The following is a 16,655-nucleotide window of genomic DNA, read 5'->3' as shown; positions in this document are numbered from 1 at the left end:
GGCCCGCCCGGACGCCGGGTTGCCACCCCGCCGCTCCGGGATCAGGCGCGCGCCCGGCTCCAGGCGGCAATGTGCACCTCGGCGCTGGACTCCCAGGTGAACTCCTTGGCCCGGTCGAAACCGGCCTTGGCCAGGGACAACCGCCGCTGCTCGTCGTCGAGCAGCGCGGCCAGGTCGGCGGCGATCTGGTCGGGGGCCTCGCTGGTGTACGCCACCGCGTCGCCGCCCACCTCCGGCAGCGACAGCCGGGGCGTGGTGAGCACCGGCGCGGCGCACGCCATCGCCTCCAGGATCGGCAGGCCGAAACCCTCCCCGTAGGACGGGTAGGCGGCCACCAGCGCCCCGCCGAGGAAGCCGGGCAGGTCCGCGTAGCGGAGGTAGCCCGGGCGCAGCAGCCGCAGGTGCGACGGCACCTCCGCCACCGCGCGGTCGATGTCGTCGTCGTGCCCCTGGCCGCCGGCGACCACCAGGGCCGGCGGGTCCTCCCGGTCGGCCACCGCCCGGGCCCAGCCGCGGATCAGGTTGGGCACGTTCTTGCGCGGCTCCTTGGCCCCGAGGAAGGCGACGTAGCTGCTGCCGCCGAGCCCCAGCCGGGCGCGGACCCGGGCCTTCTCCTCCTCGCTGGGCGCGTGGAAGGCGGCGTGGTCGACCCCGTGGTAGGCGACGTCGATCCGGGTCGGGTCGGCGTCGAGCAGCCGGATCAGCTCGTCGCGGGTGGCCTTGCTCGGCACGATCACCCGGTCGGCGCGGCGCAGAGAGGTCTTGATGGCGCTGCGGAAGAACGTGCGCCGGGACTTGTCGTAGTGCTCCGGCTCGGTGAAGAACGTCGCGTCGTGCACGGTCACCGTGACCGGGCAGCCGGCGCGCAGCGGGCAGGTGTAGAAGGGCGAGTGCAGCACCTGCGCGCCCACCTGCTGGGCGAGCAGCGGCAGGCCGGTCTGCTCCCAGGCGAGCCGGGCGGGGCGGTGCGCGACGGCGGCCGGGGCGGGGATGATCTCCGCGCCGGGCAGCATCCGGGTGTAGCGCTCAAGGTCGGTGCGGAGGCTGACCACGGCCAGCTCCACCCCCGACCCGCACACCTTGCCGAGGGCGCCGAGCAGGCCGTCGACGTATCGACCGACACCGCCACGGTCGGCGGGGACACTCGTGGCGTCGATGAGCACACGGGGCGGGCGACCGGCGGTCACGGGGCGACTCCTTGCACTGCGATCTGTGGGAAACAACACTCCGGGCAAGCCTACGCCGGAGCCCGGGTCGGACGCTGACTGCGACCCGACGGTACGCCGACTTGTCGTTGTCTTCGAGTACGGCCGACGGGGGCGTATCGTTCGCGCCGATGGCCGACAACATTGCCCGGGTATTCGCCGACGCGATCGCGCCCGACCCGACCCGACCGCTGCTGACCTGGTACGACGACGCCACCGGCGAGCGGACCGAACTCTCCGGCGCGACGCTGGCGAACTGGGTGGCCAAGACGGCCAACCTGCTCGTGGACGAGGTGGCCGTGGGCCCCGGCGACACGGCCGGGGTGCTGCTCCCGCCGCACTGGCAGACCGCGGCGGTGCTGCTCGGATGCTGGTCGGCCGGGCTACGGGTGGCCGACACGCCGGGCGACGTGGAGGTGCTCTTCGCCGCCGTCACGCGGCTCGCCGAGGCGGACGCCTGGTCGGCCGGCGAGCGGTACGTCCTCGCCCTCGACCCGTTCGCCCTGCCGATGCGGCAGGTGCCGCCCGGCTTCGCCGACTACGTCTCGGAGGTGCGCGCGCACGGGGACCACTTCACCCCGTACGCCGCCGGCGGCGAGGAGCTGGTGGAGCACGCGCGGCGGCGCGCGGGCGAGCTGGGCATCGCCCGCGACGACCGCGTCCTGGTCGACACGGGGGCGCACCCCGACCCGGTCGACTGGCTGCTCGCCCCGCTGGCGGCCGGCGCCAGCTCGGTCCTCTGCGCCAACCTCGACCGGTCCCGCGTAGAGTCCCGCGCCGCGACGGAAAAGGTCACCCAGACCCTGACCTGACCCCCGCCCCCGCGCCCGCGCCCCCACCGCGCCGATCTTGCAGTTGCTGCCCTCGATATGGGCGATTCACCCCATGGGTCGGGGCAGAAAGTGCAAGATCGGCGCGCGAAGGAGGGCGGGGTGGGTCAGGCGGGGGTGGTCTCCGGGTGGGTGGTGGCGCGGCGCTGGGCGAGGGTGGCGAACGCCGACAGGGACTCCGGGTTGGCCAGGGCGCCCTTGGCCGCCGCCGAGTCGACCGGGGTGCCGGTGAGGATCTTCTTCACCGGGACCTCCAGCTTCTTCGCCGAGAGGGTGCGCGGCACGGCGCGGACCTGGTGGATCTCGTCCGGGACGTGCCGCGGCGACAGGGCGGTACGCAGCTCCCGGCAGATCTTCTTCCGGAGCGCGTCGTCCAGCTCCAGGCCCTCGGCGAGCACCACGAACAGCAGCAGCTCGCCGGCGCCGCCCTCGTCGTCCTCCAGGTGCACCACCACCGAGTCGACGACCTCGTCCAGCCCCTCGACGACCGAGTAGAACTCGGCGGTGCCCAGCCGCACGCCGCCCCGGTTGAGGGTGGCGTCGGAGCGGCCCGTGATCACGCAGCCGCCCCGGTCGTTGATCGTGATCCAGTCGCCGTGCCGCCAGACGCCCGGGTACAGGTCGAAGTACGCCTCCCGGTAGCGGGCGCCGTCCGGGTCGTTCCAGAAGCCCACCGGCATGCTCGGCATCGGCTCGGTGATCACCAGCTCGCCCAGCTCGCCGATCACCGGGGTGCCGTCGGCCGAGCGGGCCTCCACCTTGGCGCCCAGCGCCCGACAGGTGATCTCCCCGGCGTGCACCGCCAGCAGCGGCACCCCGCCCACGAAGCCGGTGCAGACGTCCGTGCCGCCGGAGAGCGACTGGAGCTGGAGGTCGTCGCCGACCGTCTCGTACACCCAGGTGAAGCCCTCGGCGGGCAGCGGCGCGCCGGTCGAGCCGACCCCGCGCAGCGCGGTCAGGTCGGCGATCTCCCTCGGCACCAGCCCCGCCTTGCGACAGGCCAGCAGGAACGGCGCGGACGTGCCGAAGTACGTGGTGCCGGTCTCCTCCGCCAGCCGCCACAGCGCGCCCAGGTCGGGGTGGCCCGGGTTGCCGTCGAACAGCACGATCGCCGCGCCCACCGCCGGCCCGGAGACCAGGAAGTTCCACATCATCCAGCCGGTGGTGGTGAACCAGAAGAACCGGTCCGCCGGGCCCAGGTCGTGGTGCAGGGCCAGCATCTTCAGGTGCTCCAGCAGGATGCCGCCGTGGCCGTGCACGATCGGCTTGGGCAGCCCTGTCGTGCCGGAGGAGTAGAGCACGTAGAGCGGGTGGTCGAAGGCGACCGGGGTGAAGGTCAGCGGCTCGTCGGTCTCGGCGGCCAGGTCGGACCAGGCGAGCGCGCCCTCGGGCGGCGGGCCGGCCGGGTCGAGGTAGGCGATGCCGACGGTGTGCGCCAGCGACGGCAGGGCGGCCCGGATCGCGGCCACCTCGCCGCGCCGGTCCACCGGCTTCTCGCCGTACCGGTAGCCGTCCACGGCGACGAGGACCTTCGGCTCGATCTGCTGCCAGCGGTCGGTGACACTGCGGGTGCCGAACTCGGGCGCGCAGGAGGAGAAGATCGCGCCCAGGCTGCTGGTGGCCAGCAGCAGCACGTACGTCTCGGGGATGTTCGGCGCGTACGCGGCCACCCGGTCGCCGGCGGTGACGCCGAGCCGGCGCAGCCCGGCCGCCACCCGGCGGACCTGCTCGCGCAGCCCGGCGGCGGTGAGGGTGACCGGCGCCCGGGTCTGGCCGTGCGCGATCACCACCGGGTCGTCGTCGGCCCGGCCGGGCATCCGCAGCACGTTCTCGGCGTAGTTGAGGGTGGCGCCGGGGAACCAGCGGGCGCCGGGCATCCCCCGGTCGGTCAGCGTGGCGGTCGGCGGGGTGTGGGCGACCACCTCGAAGTGGTCCCAGACCGACTGCCAGAACGCCTCCAGGTCGGTGACCGACCAGCGCCACAGCTCGTCGTAGTCGGCGAAGTCCACGCCCCGGTGCTCACGCAGCCAGCGCAGGTAGTTCCCGATCCGGGACCGCTCGCGTACGTCCGCCGGCGGCGTCCACAGCACGTCACCCACTGCTCCACCCTCCCCTGGCCCCGCACGACACTGTGAAATGGGCCGTGGCGCCATCTTGCCCTACCTCGAAGCGCCATTCTCCGCACCCGGCCCCCGTCGGCGCACGTGCCGAACCCACATGCCCCACCACCACCCTGTGTGGGCCGGGTGTAAGGAAGGGCACCTTCCTAACGTCTGCGGTAGAGGAAGGGACCCTTCCTTACACCTCAGCCTTCGTGATGGGTCAGCCGGCGCGGTGGGCCTGGATGGCGCGGCGGCGGGCGAGGCGGTGGGCCCGGCGGATCTCCGCCTCCCGGAACCGCCGCTCGTCCTCCGTGGTCTCCGGCAGCACCGGCCGGACCGCCCGTGGCGCGCCGCCGACGTCGACGCCCACGAAGACGAGGTACGCGGTGGCCACCCCGACCGGCTCGTCCTCGGCCGAGTCCCACCGCTCGGCCACCACCCGGACGCCCACCTCCATCGAGGTCTGCCCGGTCCAGTTCACCTGGGCGTGCGCGTGCACCAGGTCGCCGACCCGGACCGCCTCGGCGAAGACGATCTCGTCGATGGCCGCGGTGACCGCCGTGCCGCCGCTGTGCCGGGCGGCCGCCGCCCCCGCCACGTCGTCGATGAACTTCATCAGCACCCCGCCGTGCACGGTGCCGTAGAGGTTGACGTCGACAGCGGTCATGATCCGGCTCAGGGTGACCCGGGAGTACGAGGTCGGCTTGCCGGCCGGCGCGGTGGAGGGGTGCTCGGTCATGTCGGAAACGGTACGGTGCGCGGATGCGACATCTCTGGAGCTTCCTCGCCGGGTTGGTGGTGGCACCCGTCACGTGGGTGCTGGTCACGCTCGGGCAGGACGGGTCGGCGGGCACCGTCGACCGTTGGGTCGAGATCGGCACGTCCAACTCGGCCAATCTCATCGAGCCTGCCGTCTACCTCGCCGTCGGCGGGATCCTGCTCGGCCTGCTCGGCACGCTGCGCATCTCACCGCTCGGCCCGCTGGTGGCCGGGCTGCTGCTCGCCGCCCCGTACGTGGGGATGTTCGCCGCGCCGTTCGAGGTGCGGGACCGCATTCCGGACGGCTGGAAGGTCTTCGGTGACCCCCTGCCGCTGCACGTGCCGGTGGAGAACGGCACCCTCTTCCTGATCGGGCTGCTGCTGATCATGGCGACGTTCAGCGGGCAGCGCTGGCGCCGGTGGCCGCGCCCGGCCGCCGAGGTGGCGCCGGAGCCCGCGACCGGCCCGGAACGGGACGACTTCACCCTGACCGACTGGCCCCCGGCCGGCTCGACCGACCGGGACACCGCCCCGCTGACCCTGGGCTACCCGGACGACTCGACGCCGACCGAGCCGCTGCCCCGCCGCACCGGCGGCGAGTCGCCGTGGTCGGCGCCGCCGCGCACCGGCAACCAGCCGGAGGACACGACCGAGATCCGGTGACAGATCGGGCGGGCAGGGAGACCGGCCCGCCCGACGACCGGTCAGCCCTTGAGGAGCTGGCGGGCCATCACGATGCGCTGCACCTGGTTGGTGCCCTCGTAGATCTGGGTGATCTTGGCGTCGCGCATCATCCGCTCGACCGGGTAGTCCCGGGTGTAGCCGTAGCCGCCGAGCAGCTGCACCGCGTCGGTGGTGATCTCCATCGCCGCGTCCGAGGCGAAGCACTTGGCCGCCGCGCCGAAGTAGGTCAGGTCGGCGTCGCCGCGCTCCGACTTGCCGGCGGCGGCGTACGTCAACTGCCGGGCCGCCTCCAGCTTCATGCCCATGTCGGCGAGCATGAACTGGACGCCCTGGAACTCGGCGACCGCCTTGCCGAACTGCTTGCGCTCCTGCACGTACCCCTTGGCGTAGTCGAGCGCGCCCTGGGCGATGCCGAGGGCCTGCGCGGCGATGGTGACCCGGGTGTGGTCCAGGGTCCTCATCGCGGTGGCGAAGCCGGTGCCCTCGGCGCCGATCATGCGGTCCGCCGGGATCCGGACGTTGTCCAGGTAGACCTCGCGGGTCGGCGAGCCCTTGATGCCGAGCTTCTTCTCCGGGGCGCCGAAGCTGACCCCGGCGTCGGACTTCTCCACCACGAACGCGGAGATGCCCCGGGACCGGGCCGTCGGGTCGGTCACCGCGAAGACCGTGTAGAACTCCGAGACCCCGGCGTTGGTGATCCAGCGCTTGACGCCGTTGAGCACCCAGTGATCGCCGTCACGTACGGCGCGGGTGGTCATCGAGGCCGCGTCGCTGCCCGCCTCCGGCTCGGAGAGGCAGTACGAGAACATCGCGTCGCCCGACGCGACGCGGCTCAGGTAGCGGCGCTTGAGCTCCTCCGAGCCCGCCAGCAGCAGCGGCATGGTGCCCAGCTTGTTGACCGCGGGGATCAGCGAGGAGGACGCGCAGGCCCGCGCCACCTCCTCGATCACGATGGCCGTGGCCAGGGCGTCCGCGCCCGCGCCGCCGTACTCGACGGGGATGTGCGGGGCGTGGAAGTCCGCGGCGCGCAGCGCGTCGTAGGACGCCTTCGGAAACTCACCGGTCTCGTCCGCCTCGGCCGCGTGCGGGGCCACCTTGGCCGCACAGACCTCACGGACCGCCTCCCGGATCGCCTCGTGCTCCTCCGGCAACCGGTAGACGTCGAACGACTGCTCTGCGGCCATGTCGGCCCCTCCCCTTCACCGCTATCATGCGCAGTCTGTAGCGTCTCCTGACCGTCGACGGCGCAGACTGAAGGATAGCGACCAACCTCAGGCGATGTTACCGCCGCGTAGGCTATGGCACGACGAGCGTCGACGCCGCCCGGCGATGATGGAAGTGACAGGCATAGAGTCCCTCCGGTGCCCGCCCAGGCGCCGCAGCAGAACGCGACGCGACGACGCGACGCCAGCGCGAGCGGAGAAGACAGGCGTGACGATCCCGTACCCGAACAGCCAGCCGATGCCCGCCATCGCCGCGGTGACGCCCCCCTCGGGCGCGCAGCGGCCGCGGGTGACCTTCCTGGGCACCGGCTACCTCGGTGCGACGTACGCCATCTGCTACGCGGAGCTGGGCTACGAGGTCCTCGGCTTCGACGTCGACGCCGACAAGATCGCCATGCTGAACGCCGGCGAGGTGCCGATCCACGAGCCGGGCCTGGACGAGCTGCTCAAGCGCAACCTGGCGGCCGGGCGGCTGCGGTTCAGCACGGACATCGCCGAGGTCGCCGAGTTCGGCGACGTGCACTTCATCTGCGTCGGCACGCCGCAGATCGCCGACGGCATGGGCGCCGACCTGTCGTACGTCGAGGCGTCGGTGACCAGCCTGGCCCAGCACCTGACCCGCAAGGCGCTGATCGTCGGCAAGTCCACCGTGCCGGTCGGCACCGCCGAGTGGGTCGAGCAACTGGTGAGCAAGCACACCCCCGCCGACCTCGGCGTCGAGGTGGCGTGGAGCCCCGAGTTCCTCCAGGAGGGCTTCGCCGTCGACGACGTGCTGCGGCCCAACCGGATCGTGGTCGGCGTCAAGAGCGAGTGGGCCAACGGCATGCTCTACGCCGCCCACAAGGGCGTCTTCGACCTGGCCGCCACGGAGGACCGCGAGGTGCCCCTGGTGGTCACCGACTTCGCGACCGCCGAGCTGGTCAAGGTCGCCGCGAACGCCTTCCTCGCCACCAAGATCTCCTTCATCAACGCGATGGCCGAGGTCTGCGAGGCCGCCGGCGGCGACGTCACCCACCTCGCCCGGGCCATCGGCTTCGACCCCCGCATCGGCAACCGCTTCCTCCAGGCCGGGCTCGGCTTCGGCGGCGCCTGCCTGCCCAAGGACATCCGGGCCTTCCAGGCCCGCGCCCAGGAGCTCGGCGCCGGGGAGGCGCTGCGCTTCCTGCACGAGGTCGACCTGATCAACATGCGCCGCCGGAACCGGGTCGTCCAGCTCGCCGCCGAGCTGCTCGGCCGCCGGTCCGGGCCGGCCGGGCCGGACCTGTCCGGCACTCGGATCGCCGTGCTCGGCGCGACCTTCAAGCCCAACACCGACGACGTACGCGACGCCCCGGCGCTCGCCGTCGCGTCGCTGCTGCGCAAGGCCGGCGCCGACGTGCACGTCTACGACCCGCAGGGCATGGAGCGGGCCCGCGCGGTGGCCCCCGAGCTGGTCTACGAGCCCGGCATCAACGAGGCCGTGACCGGCGCCGACCTCGTCTGCGTGCTCACCGAGTGGGCCGACTTCCGCAACGCCGACCCCGTCGCCCTCGGCGAGCTGGCCGCCGGCCGCCGGGTGGTCGACGGGCGCAACTGCCTGGACTCGGCACTGTGGACGCAGGCCGGCTGGGAGTACCGCGGCATGGGCCGCCCCTGACCATCGACCGCTGAACCGGCCGGCCGTGGAGCACGCTCCGCGACCGGCCGTTTGCCGTCCGCGTGGACGATCTTTGCCCCGGACCCGCCGACAACTGTCGAAATCCGCGCCCGCATTCGGCATGCTGCCAAGGTGGGAGTCCACAGTGCGGGTGGAGGGGTGTCGTGGCGAGCTTTCAGTGCTCCTCGTGCGGCCGGGAGATCAAACCGGCCGTCAGCTGCCCGCACTGCGGCGCGCACCAGCCACAGTGGGTCGAGCACCTGGCGGAGATCGAGCGGTCCATCGCGGAGATGAAGGCCCGCGAGGCCGCCATCGCCAGCGAGCAGCGGCAGATCGCCGCCAAGATGCAGGCCGCGCTCTTCCAGCGGGACATCCTCGCGCACGCCGGTGAGGAACGTCTCAAGCAGGCCACCCGCCCCCGCCGGGTGCTGCGCCGCCGGCCCGGCCGCCGCCCGCCCACCGCCGCCACCGGCGCACCGCCCCGGGTGCCCCGGCAGGGCACCCCGGCCGGCCCGGAGGACCCGCCCCCGCCGCCGAGCGCCACCTGGCTCGACGCCGACGACCCGGAGCACCCGCCGGAGGCGTCCTCCCGCGAGGTGCAGAACATCCCCCTCGGGCTCGGCGCGCTGCTGCTCGGCGTCGCCGCGGTGGTCTTCGCCGCGGTGGCCACCAGCTCGATGGACGCGCTGGCCCGGCTGGGCATCCTGCTGCTCGCGACCGTGCTGATGCTGCTCGCCCCGCCCGTGCTGGCACGGCGCGGGCTCACCTCGACCGCCGAGACCATCTCCGCCGTCGGCCTGCTGCTGGTGCCGCTCGCCGGCTACGCGCTGTGGGCGGTGGACCGGATCGGCAACGGCGGCGCCTCGGGTGCGGTCTTCGCCGGGGTGATCTTCGCCGTCACCGCCGGCGTCTCCTTCGGCTACGCGGGCTGGACGGGGCTGCGCGCGCCCCGGTTCGCCACCGTGCTGGCCGCCCAGCCGGTGCTGCCGCTGTTCGCGTACGACCGGGTCACCGGCCCCGGCGGCTGGGCGCTGGTGCTGACCGCGGTGGCCGTGCTCGACCTCTGGCTGGCCCGGTCACCGGTCACCGTGGAGCGGCCGGTCCGCCGGGACCTGCCCGAGCCGCCGGCCGCCCCCGCCGCGTCGGCGGCACCGGCCACGCCCCGGCAGCGTCGCGCCGAGGGCCGGCCGGAGGGGGCCCCGGAGGAGGCCGGCGAGGTGCTCGACGGTGGCCCGCCGGAGCAGGCGACGCCGGCCCCGGCCGCCCGGGCGGTGCCGTGGCTGCGCGAGCTGACCTGGACGCTGCACGGGGTGGCGGTCGCCGTCGCCCTCGCGTACGCCGTCTCCGCCCTGCTGCGCGCGACCACCGTGCCGGCCGCGACCGGAGCGGGGCTGGCGCTGTTGCTGGCCGCCGCCGTGGGCCTGGCCGGAACGCTGGTGCTGCGCCGGCCGCCGTTGCCCGACCTCGGCGCCGGGATCTTCACCCTGGCCGTGATCGGCGCGCTGAGCCGGATCGCCTCGGTGGCGCTACCCGGCCGGGCGCTGCTGCTGATCGCGGCGGTCATCACCGTCACCGGGCTCGCCGTGCGGGCGGTGCCGGAGGCCGCCCGGCGCGGCCCGCAGCTCGCCTCGGCGGTGGCGCTCACGGTCAGCGGGGTGGTCGTCGCCGGCGGGGCCCTGCGCGCCGGGGTCGCCCCCGTCCGAGCCGCGCTGCCGGCCTGGGCGGCCGACCTCGACCGCCACCCGGCCGAGCTGGCCGCCGCGGTCGGCCCGGCCGCCTGGCAGCTCGCCGCGAGCGCCTTCCTGCTGACCGTGGCCGCGGTGCTGGCCCTGCCGCCGGAGATCCGCCGGGAGTTCGCGGTGGTCGGCGCGGCGCTGACCGCGCTCGCCGTACCGGCGTCGTTCGGTCTCGGGTGGGCGGTGGCGCCCTGGCCGATGGTCCTGACCGCGATCGGCATCGGGGTCGTCGGGCTCTCCGCCCGGACCGGACGGGCGGCCGTGGCGCACGCGGTCGCCGCAGCCGGCGTCGGGCTGTTCGGGGCGGGCGCCGCCCTGGCCCGGCCGGCGCTGACGACCGCGGCCCTGCTCGCGCTCTTCGCCGCCGGGGTGCTGGTCGCCGTGGCACCCCGGATGCGGCTCGCCCCGGCCGCGGCCGACACCGTCTCGGCCTGGGCCGCCGGCGGCGCGGCGTTCGCGCTGCCGGGCGCGGTGGCCGCCTTCGTCGCCGCCACCGTGCCGACCGACCCGACGCCCACCCCGGCGAGCCTGCGCGAGGCCACCGTCCCGGTGCTGGCGGCCAGCTTCCTGGCGGTCTGTGTCACCCTCGGCTACGCCGCCATCGTGCAGGTGTCCCAGCGACACGTCCCGGCGCCGCTGGCGGTGGGCACCGCCCTGGGCACGGTCGTGGTCACCGCCGCCGCGTTCGGGGCCCCCGGCGCCACCGCCGCCGACGCCTGGGTCGGCGGGCTGCTGCTCGTCGCCGCCGCGATGGTGGTGTTCGCCGGCCCCATCGACGCGGGCCGACGCTCCGATCTCGCCCTGGACGGCTCCGACCTCGCCGCCGCGGCGGTGACCGCCGCCCTGATCGCCACCCTCGCCCGGATCGCGGCGGTGCTCGCCCCCGGCGGCCAGCTCGCCGTCGCCGCCGGGCTGGTGCTGGTGGTCGCGGTGGCCGCCCGCGCGATGCCCGAGGAGTGGCGGCGCGGGCCCATCCTCGGCCTTACCGTCGGCGGCGTGCTCATCGGCGTGCTGGCCGGCTGGAGCGCGCTGCGCGGCGGGCTGGGGGTGCTCGCCACCCCCGGCCCGATCTGGGCCGGCGACCTGACCGGCTGGCCGGCCACGTCGACCGGCGGGTCGGCGTGGCAGGCGCCGGTCGCGCTGGCCCTGCTCGGCGTCGCCGCCGCGGTCCTGCTGCCGCCGCCCTGGAAGTACGACGTGTCGGGGGCGGCGGCCGTGCTCGCCACGATCGGCGCGCCGGCCGCGTTCGACCTGCCGTGGTGGTCGCCGGTCCTGGTCGGTGCCATGGTCGCCACGGTCTTCGGGATGGCCGCCGTGGCGGCGACCGACCCTCGCGCCGGGCTGTCCCGGGCGGTCGTGGCGGGCGTGGTGGCCCTGCACGCCGCCGGGGCCGGCCTGGTCCGGCCGTGGACCACCGCGCTGGCGCTGGGCAGCATCGCGCTGATCGGCGTGGTGGTGGCGGCGCTGGCCCGGACGCTGGCCGTGCCGCTGGTCGACGACATCGAAACCGAGGGGATGCCGCCGCACCTGACGCAGATCGGGGGCGCCGCCGCCGGCGCCGCCCTGCTCGCGTCCCCGGGCGCGGTCGCGGCGCTGGCGGCCGAGTTCGGCCGCTCGCCGGAGGTGGTGCTCACCGCCGCGCTGGCCGCGTCCAGCCTGGGCCTGGCGGCGGTGGCCGCCGCCCGGCGGCGGGTTCCGCAGTACCTGCCCTGGGCGAGCGCGGCGGTGGCCGGCGGCGCCACCGTGACCGCGCTGGCCGCCGTCCCCGCCGGGCTGCCCGTCGGGGTCTACGCCGCCGCCGCGGCCCTGCTCGGGGTGCTCGCCGAGCTGGTCCGCGGCGCGACCGAACCGCCGGCCGGCTCGGCCCAGCCGGTACGGCGCTGGTCGGTGCTGCTCGACGGGGCGCTGCGGCGGCTGCCGGACGACGGCACGCGGCGCTGGCGGGTCAGCCCGGCCGCCGGCGCGCTCACCGTCGCCGCGCTGCCCACCGTCCTGGCGCTGGTGTCGATCGCGCCGTCCCTGGTCGTCGCCCTGGTGGAGCCGCACCGCAGCCTCGCCCGGATCTGGCAGGGGCCACCGCCGGAGCTGCTCACCCCGCCGCCCGGCGCGGTCGACGCCACCCACGTGCTGACCGCGCTGCTGCTCACCGCGACCGCCGCGCTGGCCGCCACCGGGTTCAGCGGCGGCCGGCGCTCCCGGGCGGTGCCCGTGGTGCTGCCCGGCGCGGCCGTGACCCTGCTGATCACCCCGGTGGCGCTGGGCAACGGCTGGCCGGCGAGCACCCTCGCGGCGCTGGCCGTGTTCACCATCTCGATGCTGGGCCTGGCGCTGACCCCGCCCCCGCCGCTGGTCGAGCCGGCCCGTTCCCTGCGGCTGACCCGGGTGCTGGTCTTCGCCATCGGGCTGGCCGCCGGGGGCGCGGGGCTGGCCGGCAGCCTCGCCACCCGAGAGCTGACGCTCTTCACGCTCGGCGGCGCGGTCGGCGTCGGCACGGTGGCGGCGCTGTTCGGCACCACCCAGCGGGCACGCATCCTCGGCTGGCTCTTCGCCTCGCTGATGGCGCAGCTGTTCGTGCTCACCGTCGGCCTGGTGGCCGGGCTCGCGGCCGTCTGGTCCGCGTTCGGCGTGCTGGCGGTCGGCGCGGCCCTACAGGTGTTCGCCGCGACCCTGCCCCGGCTCCGCCGTCCCGAGGCCCAGCGCGAGGCGGCCACCGTGGAGTGGAGCGGGCACGCCGCCGCCCTGATCGCCCTGGCCCTGGCCTTCGACTCGCCCCGGCACATCGCGGCGCTGCTGGCCGCCTGGGGCGCGGTCCTCGGCGTCGCGGCCACCCGGCCGGGCCGCCGGCCGGTGGAGCGGCGCATCCTGTTCTGGGCGGTGGTGGTCTGCGAGATCACCGCCTGGTGGATCCTGATGCGGGTGGCCGACGTGGCGCTGCCGGAGGCGTACACGCTGCCCTTCGCGGCGCTCGCCCTGCTCGTCGGGGTGCTGGAGCTGCGGCACCGGCCCGACCTGAGCAGCTGGGTCGCGTACGGGCCGGCGCTGGTCACCGCGTTCGTGCCGACCCTGGCGATCGTGCTGGCCACCGACTCCAGCACGCTGCGTCAGGTGCTGCTGCTGCTCGGTGCGGTCGCCGTGCTCATCTTCGGCTCGACGAGCCAGCAGCAGGCGCCGGTGATCGTCGGCGCCGCCGTCACCGCGATCGCGGCGGTGCACGCGCTGTTCAGCCTCGGGCCGTGGCTGGCGCTGATCCCGGTCGGGCTCCTGCTGCTGGTGCTCGGCGCGAGCAACGAGCGCCGCCGCCGCGCCCAGGAACGCCTCCAGACGGCCCTACGCGGCATGCGGTGAGCCGCAGGGCCCGACGGGCGGCGCCGGGGTCGGACGGGACGCCGAGGCCGGGCCGAACGCACCAGAAGCCGGGCGGGCGGCGCCTGGACGGGCCGGCACGCCGAGGTCGGGCTGAACCCCGGGCGCGCGCTCGGGCAGCGGCGCGACGACCCGCCGGCGCTCGGCGTGGAGATGGCGCGGGACATCGTCCGGAGGAGCCGGACCTCGCCGGCTGACAGAGCGCCGCCGACGAGCGGCCCTGCTGCTCGTCGGCGGCGTCCGTGCGGGTCGGGGGCCCACGACGGGACCATCGCCCCTGCCCCGGCCCCCGGATGGTCGCGGTCGGCTACTGGAACCGGGCGACGTAGCGGCGCTGCCAGGGGGTCTCGACGGCCTGGGGCGAGTAGTGCTGCCGGACGTAGGCGACCGCCCGGTCGTTCGGCATCCCGTCGATCACCGCGAGGCAGGCGAGGGCGTGGTCATCTGTCGTCAGGGCCGCCGTGCCCTCGCGGGCCGGTGTGCCCGTCCTCCTTCCGGTTCGGTGTGTGTGTCGGGCAAGGATCATCGGGGTCGGCGGCCCGTCACGCGCGGCGCGCCGTCCCGCCGACCCGGCTACCGGTCGACGGCCGCCACGAGGACCTGCGTGTCGGCGTCACGGTCGGTGTCCGCGACCGCGGTCCGACGACGGCCGGCGAGGAATCGCGGCGCCCACCAGTTGGCCTCGCCGAGCAGTCGCATGAGCGACGGCAGGACGACCGCGCGGATGACGGTGGCGTCGATCAGGATCGCGGCGGCCAGCCCCACGCCGAGTTGCTTGAACTCGACGACCGACAGGGTGGCGAAGATGCAGAACACGGCGACCATGATGATCGCGGCGCTGCTCACCGTGGACGCCGACGAGACGATGCCCCGCTCGATCGCCTCCCGGGTCGGTACGCCCCGCAGGACCGCCTCGCGGATGCGGCTCACGACGAACACGTGGTAGTCCATCGAGAGCCCGAAGAGGATGACGAACAGCATCAGCGGCAGCCAGGACACGATCGCGCCGTTGGAGGTGAACCCGAGCAGGTCTTCCGCCCAGGTGTGCTGGAAGGCCAGCACCAGCAGCCCGTACGAGGCGGCCACGGAGATCGCGTTGAGCAGGATCGAGGTCATCGCCACCACGACCGAGCGGAACGTGACGAGCATGACCAGGAAGGTCATGGCGAGCACGAACGCGACGACCGCCGGCAGCGCGTCGGCCATGCGGTCGCGGAAGTCGGCGTCGTTGGCGGTACGGCCGGCCACCGCCCACTCCGTGCCCGGGACCGTGCCGACCGTCTGCGGCAACAACTCGGCGCGCAGCCGGTGCAGCGACTCGGCCGCCGCGCGGCTGTCGGTGGTGCCCGCGACCCGGACGGTCGCCAGGAAGACGGTGCCGTCGGCGGACCTGCGTACGGTCGGGGTGCGGTGCTGTGCGAACCGGCCGTCCCCCTTGATGAGCGCGGCGAGATCGGTGATCTCGCGCTCCACCGCCGGCCCGCCCGTGCCGCCGGTGCGGATCGCGACGAGGTGGCTGGTGCCGAGGTCGTTGCCGGGGAACGCCTGGGCCAGGCGGTCGTAGGTGTGCAGGATCGGGATCGAGCGGGGCAGGTCGGTGAGGGTGGGCCGCTTGAGGTTCATCCCCAGCGCCGGGACGGCCACGACGACCAGCACTCCGACGGAGATCACGAACGTCGCCAGCGGCGCGCGCAGCGCCGGCCGCAGGACCGCCGCCCAGAAGCGGCTGTGCTCCGCCCGCTGGATCCGCCGGCCGAGGAAGGGCACCCGGGGCCGGTCCACCCAGCGTCCGAGCACGACCAGGATCGCGGGCAGGACGGTGAGGGATCCGATCATGGCCACCCCGACGACCAGGATGGAGCCGGTCGCCATCGAGCTGAACGTGTTGTCGCCGACCAGGAACAGGCTGGCCATGGCGACCATGACGGCCACGCCGGAGACCAGCACGGCGTGCCCCGAGGTGCGGGCCGCGATCTCGACCGCGCTGCGGTGGTCGCGCCCGCGGGCCCGTTCCTCGCGCTCGCGGCGCAGGTAGAACAGCGAGTAGTCGACGCCGACCGCCATGCCGATCAGCAGGATGATGCTGTTGACCATCTCCCCCGCCGGGAAGATGTGCGAGGCGAACTGGGCCAGGCCCATCGCGCCGGCCACGGCCGACAACGCCAGCACGACGGGCACGCCGGCGGCGATCAGGGCGCCGAAGCTGAACAGCAGGATCACCAGCGCCACGGGCACGCTGATCAGTTCCGCCTTGACGAAGTCGGCCGCCAGCGTCTCGGTCAGCGCCTTCGACAGCGAACCCGATCCCACCTGTTCCACCCGGAGGTCGGGATGCCGCTGCTGCGCCTGCGACGTGACGTCCAGCAGCGGCGCGACCCGCGCGTCGGCGTCGTCCGCCGAACCGGCCATCTCCACCTCGACCAGCAGCGCCTGACGGCTGGGGGAGGTGACCGGGTCCGCCACCTTCGCCACGTCGGGCAGGGCGCGCATGCGCGTCGACAGGTCGGTGGCCACGGCCCGCGCCCAGTCGAGATCGAGTTCGCCGGCCCGCGCCGTGATCAGGACGCTCTCCGCCGCCGGGGCCTTGGGGAAGGCCCCGGCCTGCTCGATGCGGTCCGCACGGGCCAGTTCCCCGTGCAGGCTGTCCTGCGTGGTCGCCTCGACCGTGCCGGCGAGGCTGCCGCCGACCACGCTGGCCAGCACGAAGCACAGCCAGGCCGTGATGGCGAGCCAGGGATGGTTGGCGCTCCACCGGCCAATCCGCGTGGTGAAGGGTTCCGGGGCCGACAGGCCGGCGTGCTTCGGCGCACGCGACAAACGGATCATGCCGACGACGCTACGAATCCGGCGTGGCCCGGACCATGAGGTCGACCGCCGACTCCGCGGGGCCGCCCCCAGCCGTCGGGGTGCGGAAAACCGCACCCGGGCTCGGTCCTCGCACCCTGTCGCCGGGACCCCACCCGGGCGACGGAGGCGCGGAGGGCGGGGGCCGTCAGGCGACGGAGGCGCGGAGGGCGGGGGCCGACGCTCCTATGCCGCGTCAAGTGGTTGGGGTGGAGTTTCGAGGCGTCGGTAGATCTCTCGGGCGACGTAGCGTTTGAGGCAGCGTTTGATCTC

9 protein-coding genes are annotated in these 16,655 nt (G+C 74.7%); 4 read left to right on the top strand and 5 right to left on the bottom strand.

Translation table 11 applies throughout. The annotated features are described in order from the left end of the window. Nucleotides 1–41: 41 nt before the first annotated feature. Nucleotides 42–1,187 (bottom strand): glycosyltransferase family 1 protein, encoded by a 1,146-nt coding sequence (locus ACGFZ2_RS20170; protein WP_357462467.1) that lies wholly within the window; start codon nucleotides 1,185–1,187, stop codon nucleotides 42–44. 149 nt (nucleotides 1,188–1,336) lie between these two features. Here ACGFZ2_RS20170 and ACGFZ2_RS20165 point away from each other — a divergent pair, with 149 nt between their 5' ends. Continuing rightward, a complete protein-coding gene (locus ACGFZ2_RS20165) occupies nucleotides 1,337–2,017 on the top strand; it encodes a TIGR03089 family protein (RefSeq protein ID WP_393455648.1) in 681 nt (226 codons plus the stop codon). Nucleotides 2,018–2,142: 125 nt separating this feature from the next. On the opposite strand, the gene ACGFZ2_RS20160 is transcribed toward ACGFZ2_RS20165, so the two are convergent. After that, nucleotides 2,143–4,134, bottom strand: coding sequence for an acetoacetate--CoA ligase (locus ACGFZ2_RS20160; protein WP_393455645.1), 1,992 nt, complete (start codon nucleotides 4,132–4,134; stop codon nucleotides 2,143–2,145). Between the two features lie 223 nt (nucleotides 4,135–4,357). Continuing rightward, on the bottom strand, nucleotides 4,358–4,876 hold the full coding sequence (locus ACGFZ2_RS20155) for an acyl-CoA thioesterase (RefSeq protein WP_393258700.1): 519 nt from the start codon (nucleotides 4,874–4,876) through the stop codon (nucleotides 4,358–4,360). A 23-nt stretch (nucleotides 4,877–4,899) separates the two neighbouring features. On the opposite strand from ACGFZ2_RS20155, the gene ACGFZ2_RS20150 reads away from it, so the two are divergent. Next, nucleotides 4,900–5,559 carry a hypothetical protein gene (locus tag ACGFZ2_RS20150; protein ID WP_393455642.1) on the top strand — a complete coding sequence of 220 codons (660 nt, stop codon included), beginning with the start codon at nucleotides 4,900–4,902 and terminating at the stop codon, nucleotides 5,557–5,559. Between the two features lie 41 nt (nucleotides 5,560–5,600). Here the strand turns inward: ACGFZ2_RS20150 and ACGFZ2_RS20145 are convergent, their stop codons facing one another. Next, nucleotides 5,601–6,764, bottom strand: a complete 1,164-nt coding sequence (locus ACGFZ2_RS20145) for an acyl-CoA dehydrogenase family protein (protein WP_357692345.1) — start codon at nucleotides 6,762–6,764, stop codon at nucleotides 5,601–5,603. Nucleotides 6,765–7,011: 247 nt separating this feature from the next. On the opposite strand from ACGFZ2_RS20145, the gene ACGFZ2_RS20140 reads away from it, so the two are divergent. Together ACGFZ2_RS20140 and ACGFZ2_RS20135 are read left to right on the top strand one after the other, a co-directional pair. After that, nucleotides 7,012–8,439 carry a UDP-glucose dehydrogenase family protein gene (locus ACGFZ2_RS20140; protein ID WP_393455639.1) on the top strand — a complete coding sequence of 476 codons (1,428 nt, stop codon included), beginning with the start codon at nucleotides 7,012–7,014 and terminating at the stop codon, nucleotides 8,437–8,439. A 164-nt stretch (nucleotides 8,440–8,603) separates the two neighbouring features. Next, the gene (locus ACGFZ2_RS20135) at nucleotides 8,604–13,520 is read left to right on the top strand and encodes an SCO7613 C-terminal domain-containing membrane protein (RefSeq protein WP_393455636.1); all 4,917 of its coding nucleotides are present in this window, start codon (nucleotides 8,604–8,606) and stop codon (nucleotides 13,518–13,520) included. A 591-nt stretch (nucleotides 13,521–14,111) separates the two neighbouring features. Here the strand turns inward: ACGFZ2_RS20135 and ACGFZ2_RS20130 are convergent. Beyond that, entirely contained in the window at nucleotides 14,112–16,364 is a 2,253-nt protein-coding gene (locus ACGFZ2_RS20130) for an MMPL family transporter (protein ID WP_393455633.1), read from the bottom strand. Nucleotides 16,365–16,655: the final 291 nt, after the last annotated feature.

This window comes from Micromonospora sp. NPDC048063 (assembly GCF_043202855.1).
GTDB lineage: Bacteria > Actinomycetota > Actinomycetes > Mycobacteriales > Micromonosporaceae > Micromonospora.
This window is presented reverse-complemented; position numbering and strand designations above follow the sequence as displayed.

Bases quoted from the DNA above. Each gene is read 5' to 3' on its own strand.
- ACGFZ2_RS20165 (WP_393455648.1), top strand. From the start codon at position 1,337: ATGGCCGACAACATTGCCCGGGTATTCGCCGACGCGATCGCGCCCGAC.
- ACGFZ2_RS20155 (WP_393258700.1), bottom strand. From the start codon at position 4,876: ATGACCGAGCACCCCTCCACCGCGCCGGCCGGCAAGCCGACCTCGTAC.
- ACGFZ2_RS20150 (WP_393455642.1), top strand. From the start codon at position 4,900: ATGCGACATCTCTGGAGCTTCCTCGCCGGGTTGGTGGTGGCACCCGTC.
- ACGFZ2_RS20145 (WP_357692345.1), bottom strand. From the start codon at position 6,764: ATGGCCGCAGAGCAGTCGTTCGACGTCTACCGGTTGCCGGAGGAGCAC.
- ACGFZ2_RS20130 (WP_393455633.1), bottom strand. From the start codon at position 16,364: ATGATCCGTTTGTCGCGTGCGCCGAAGCACGCCGGCCTGTCGGCCCCG.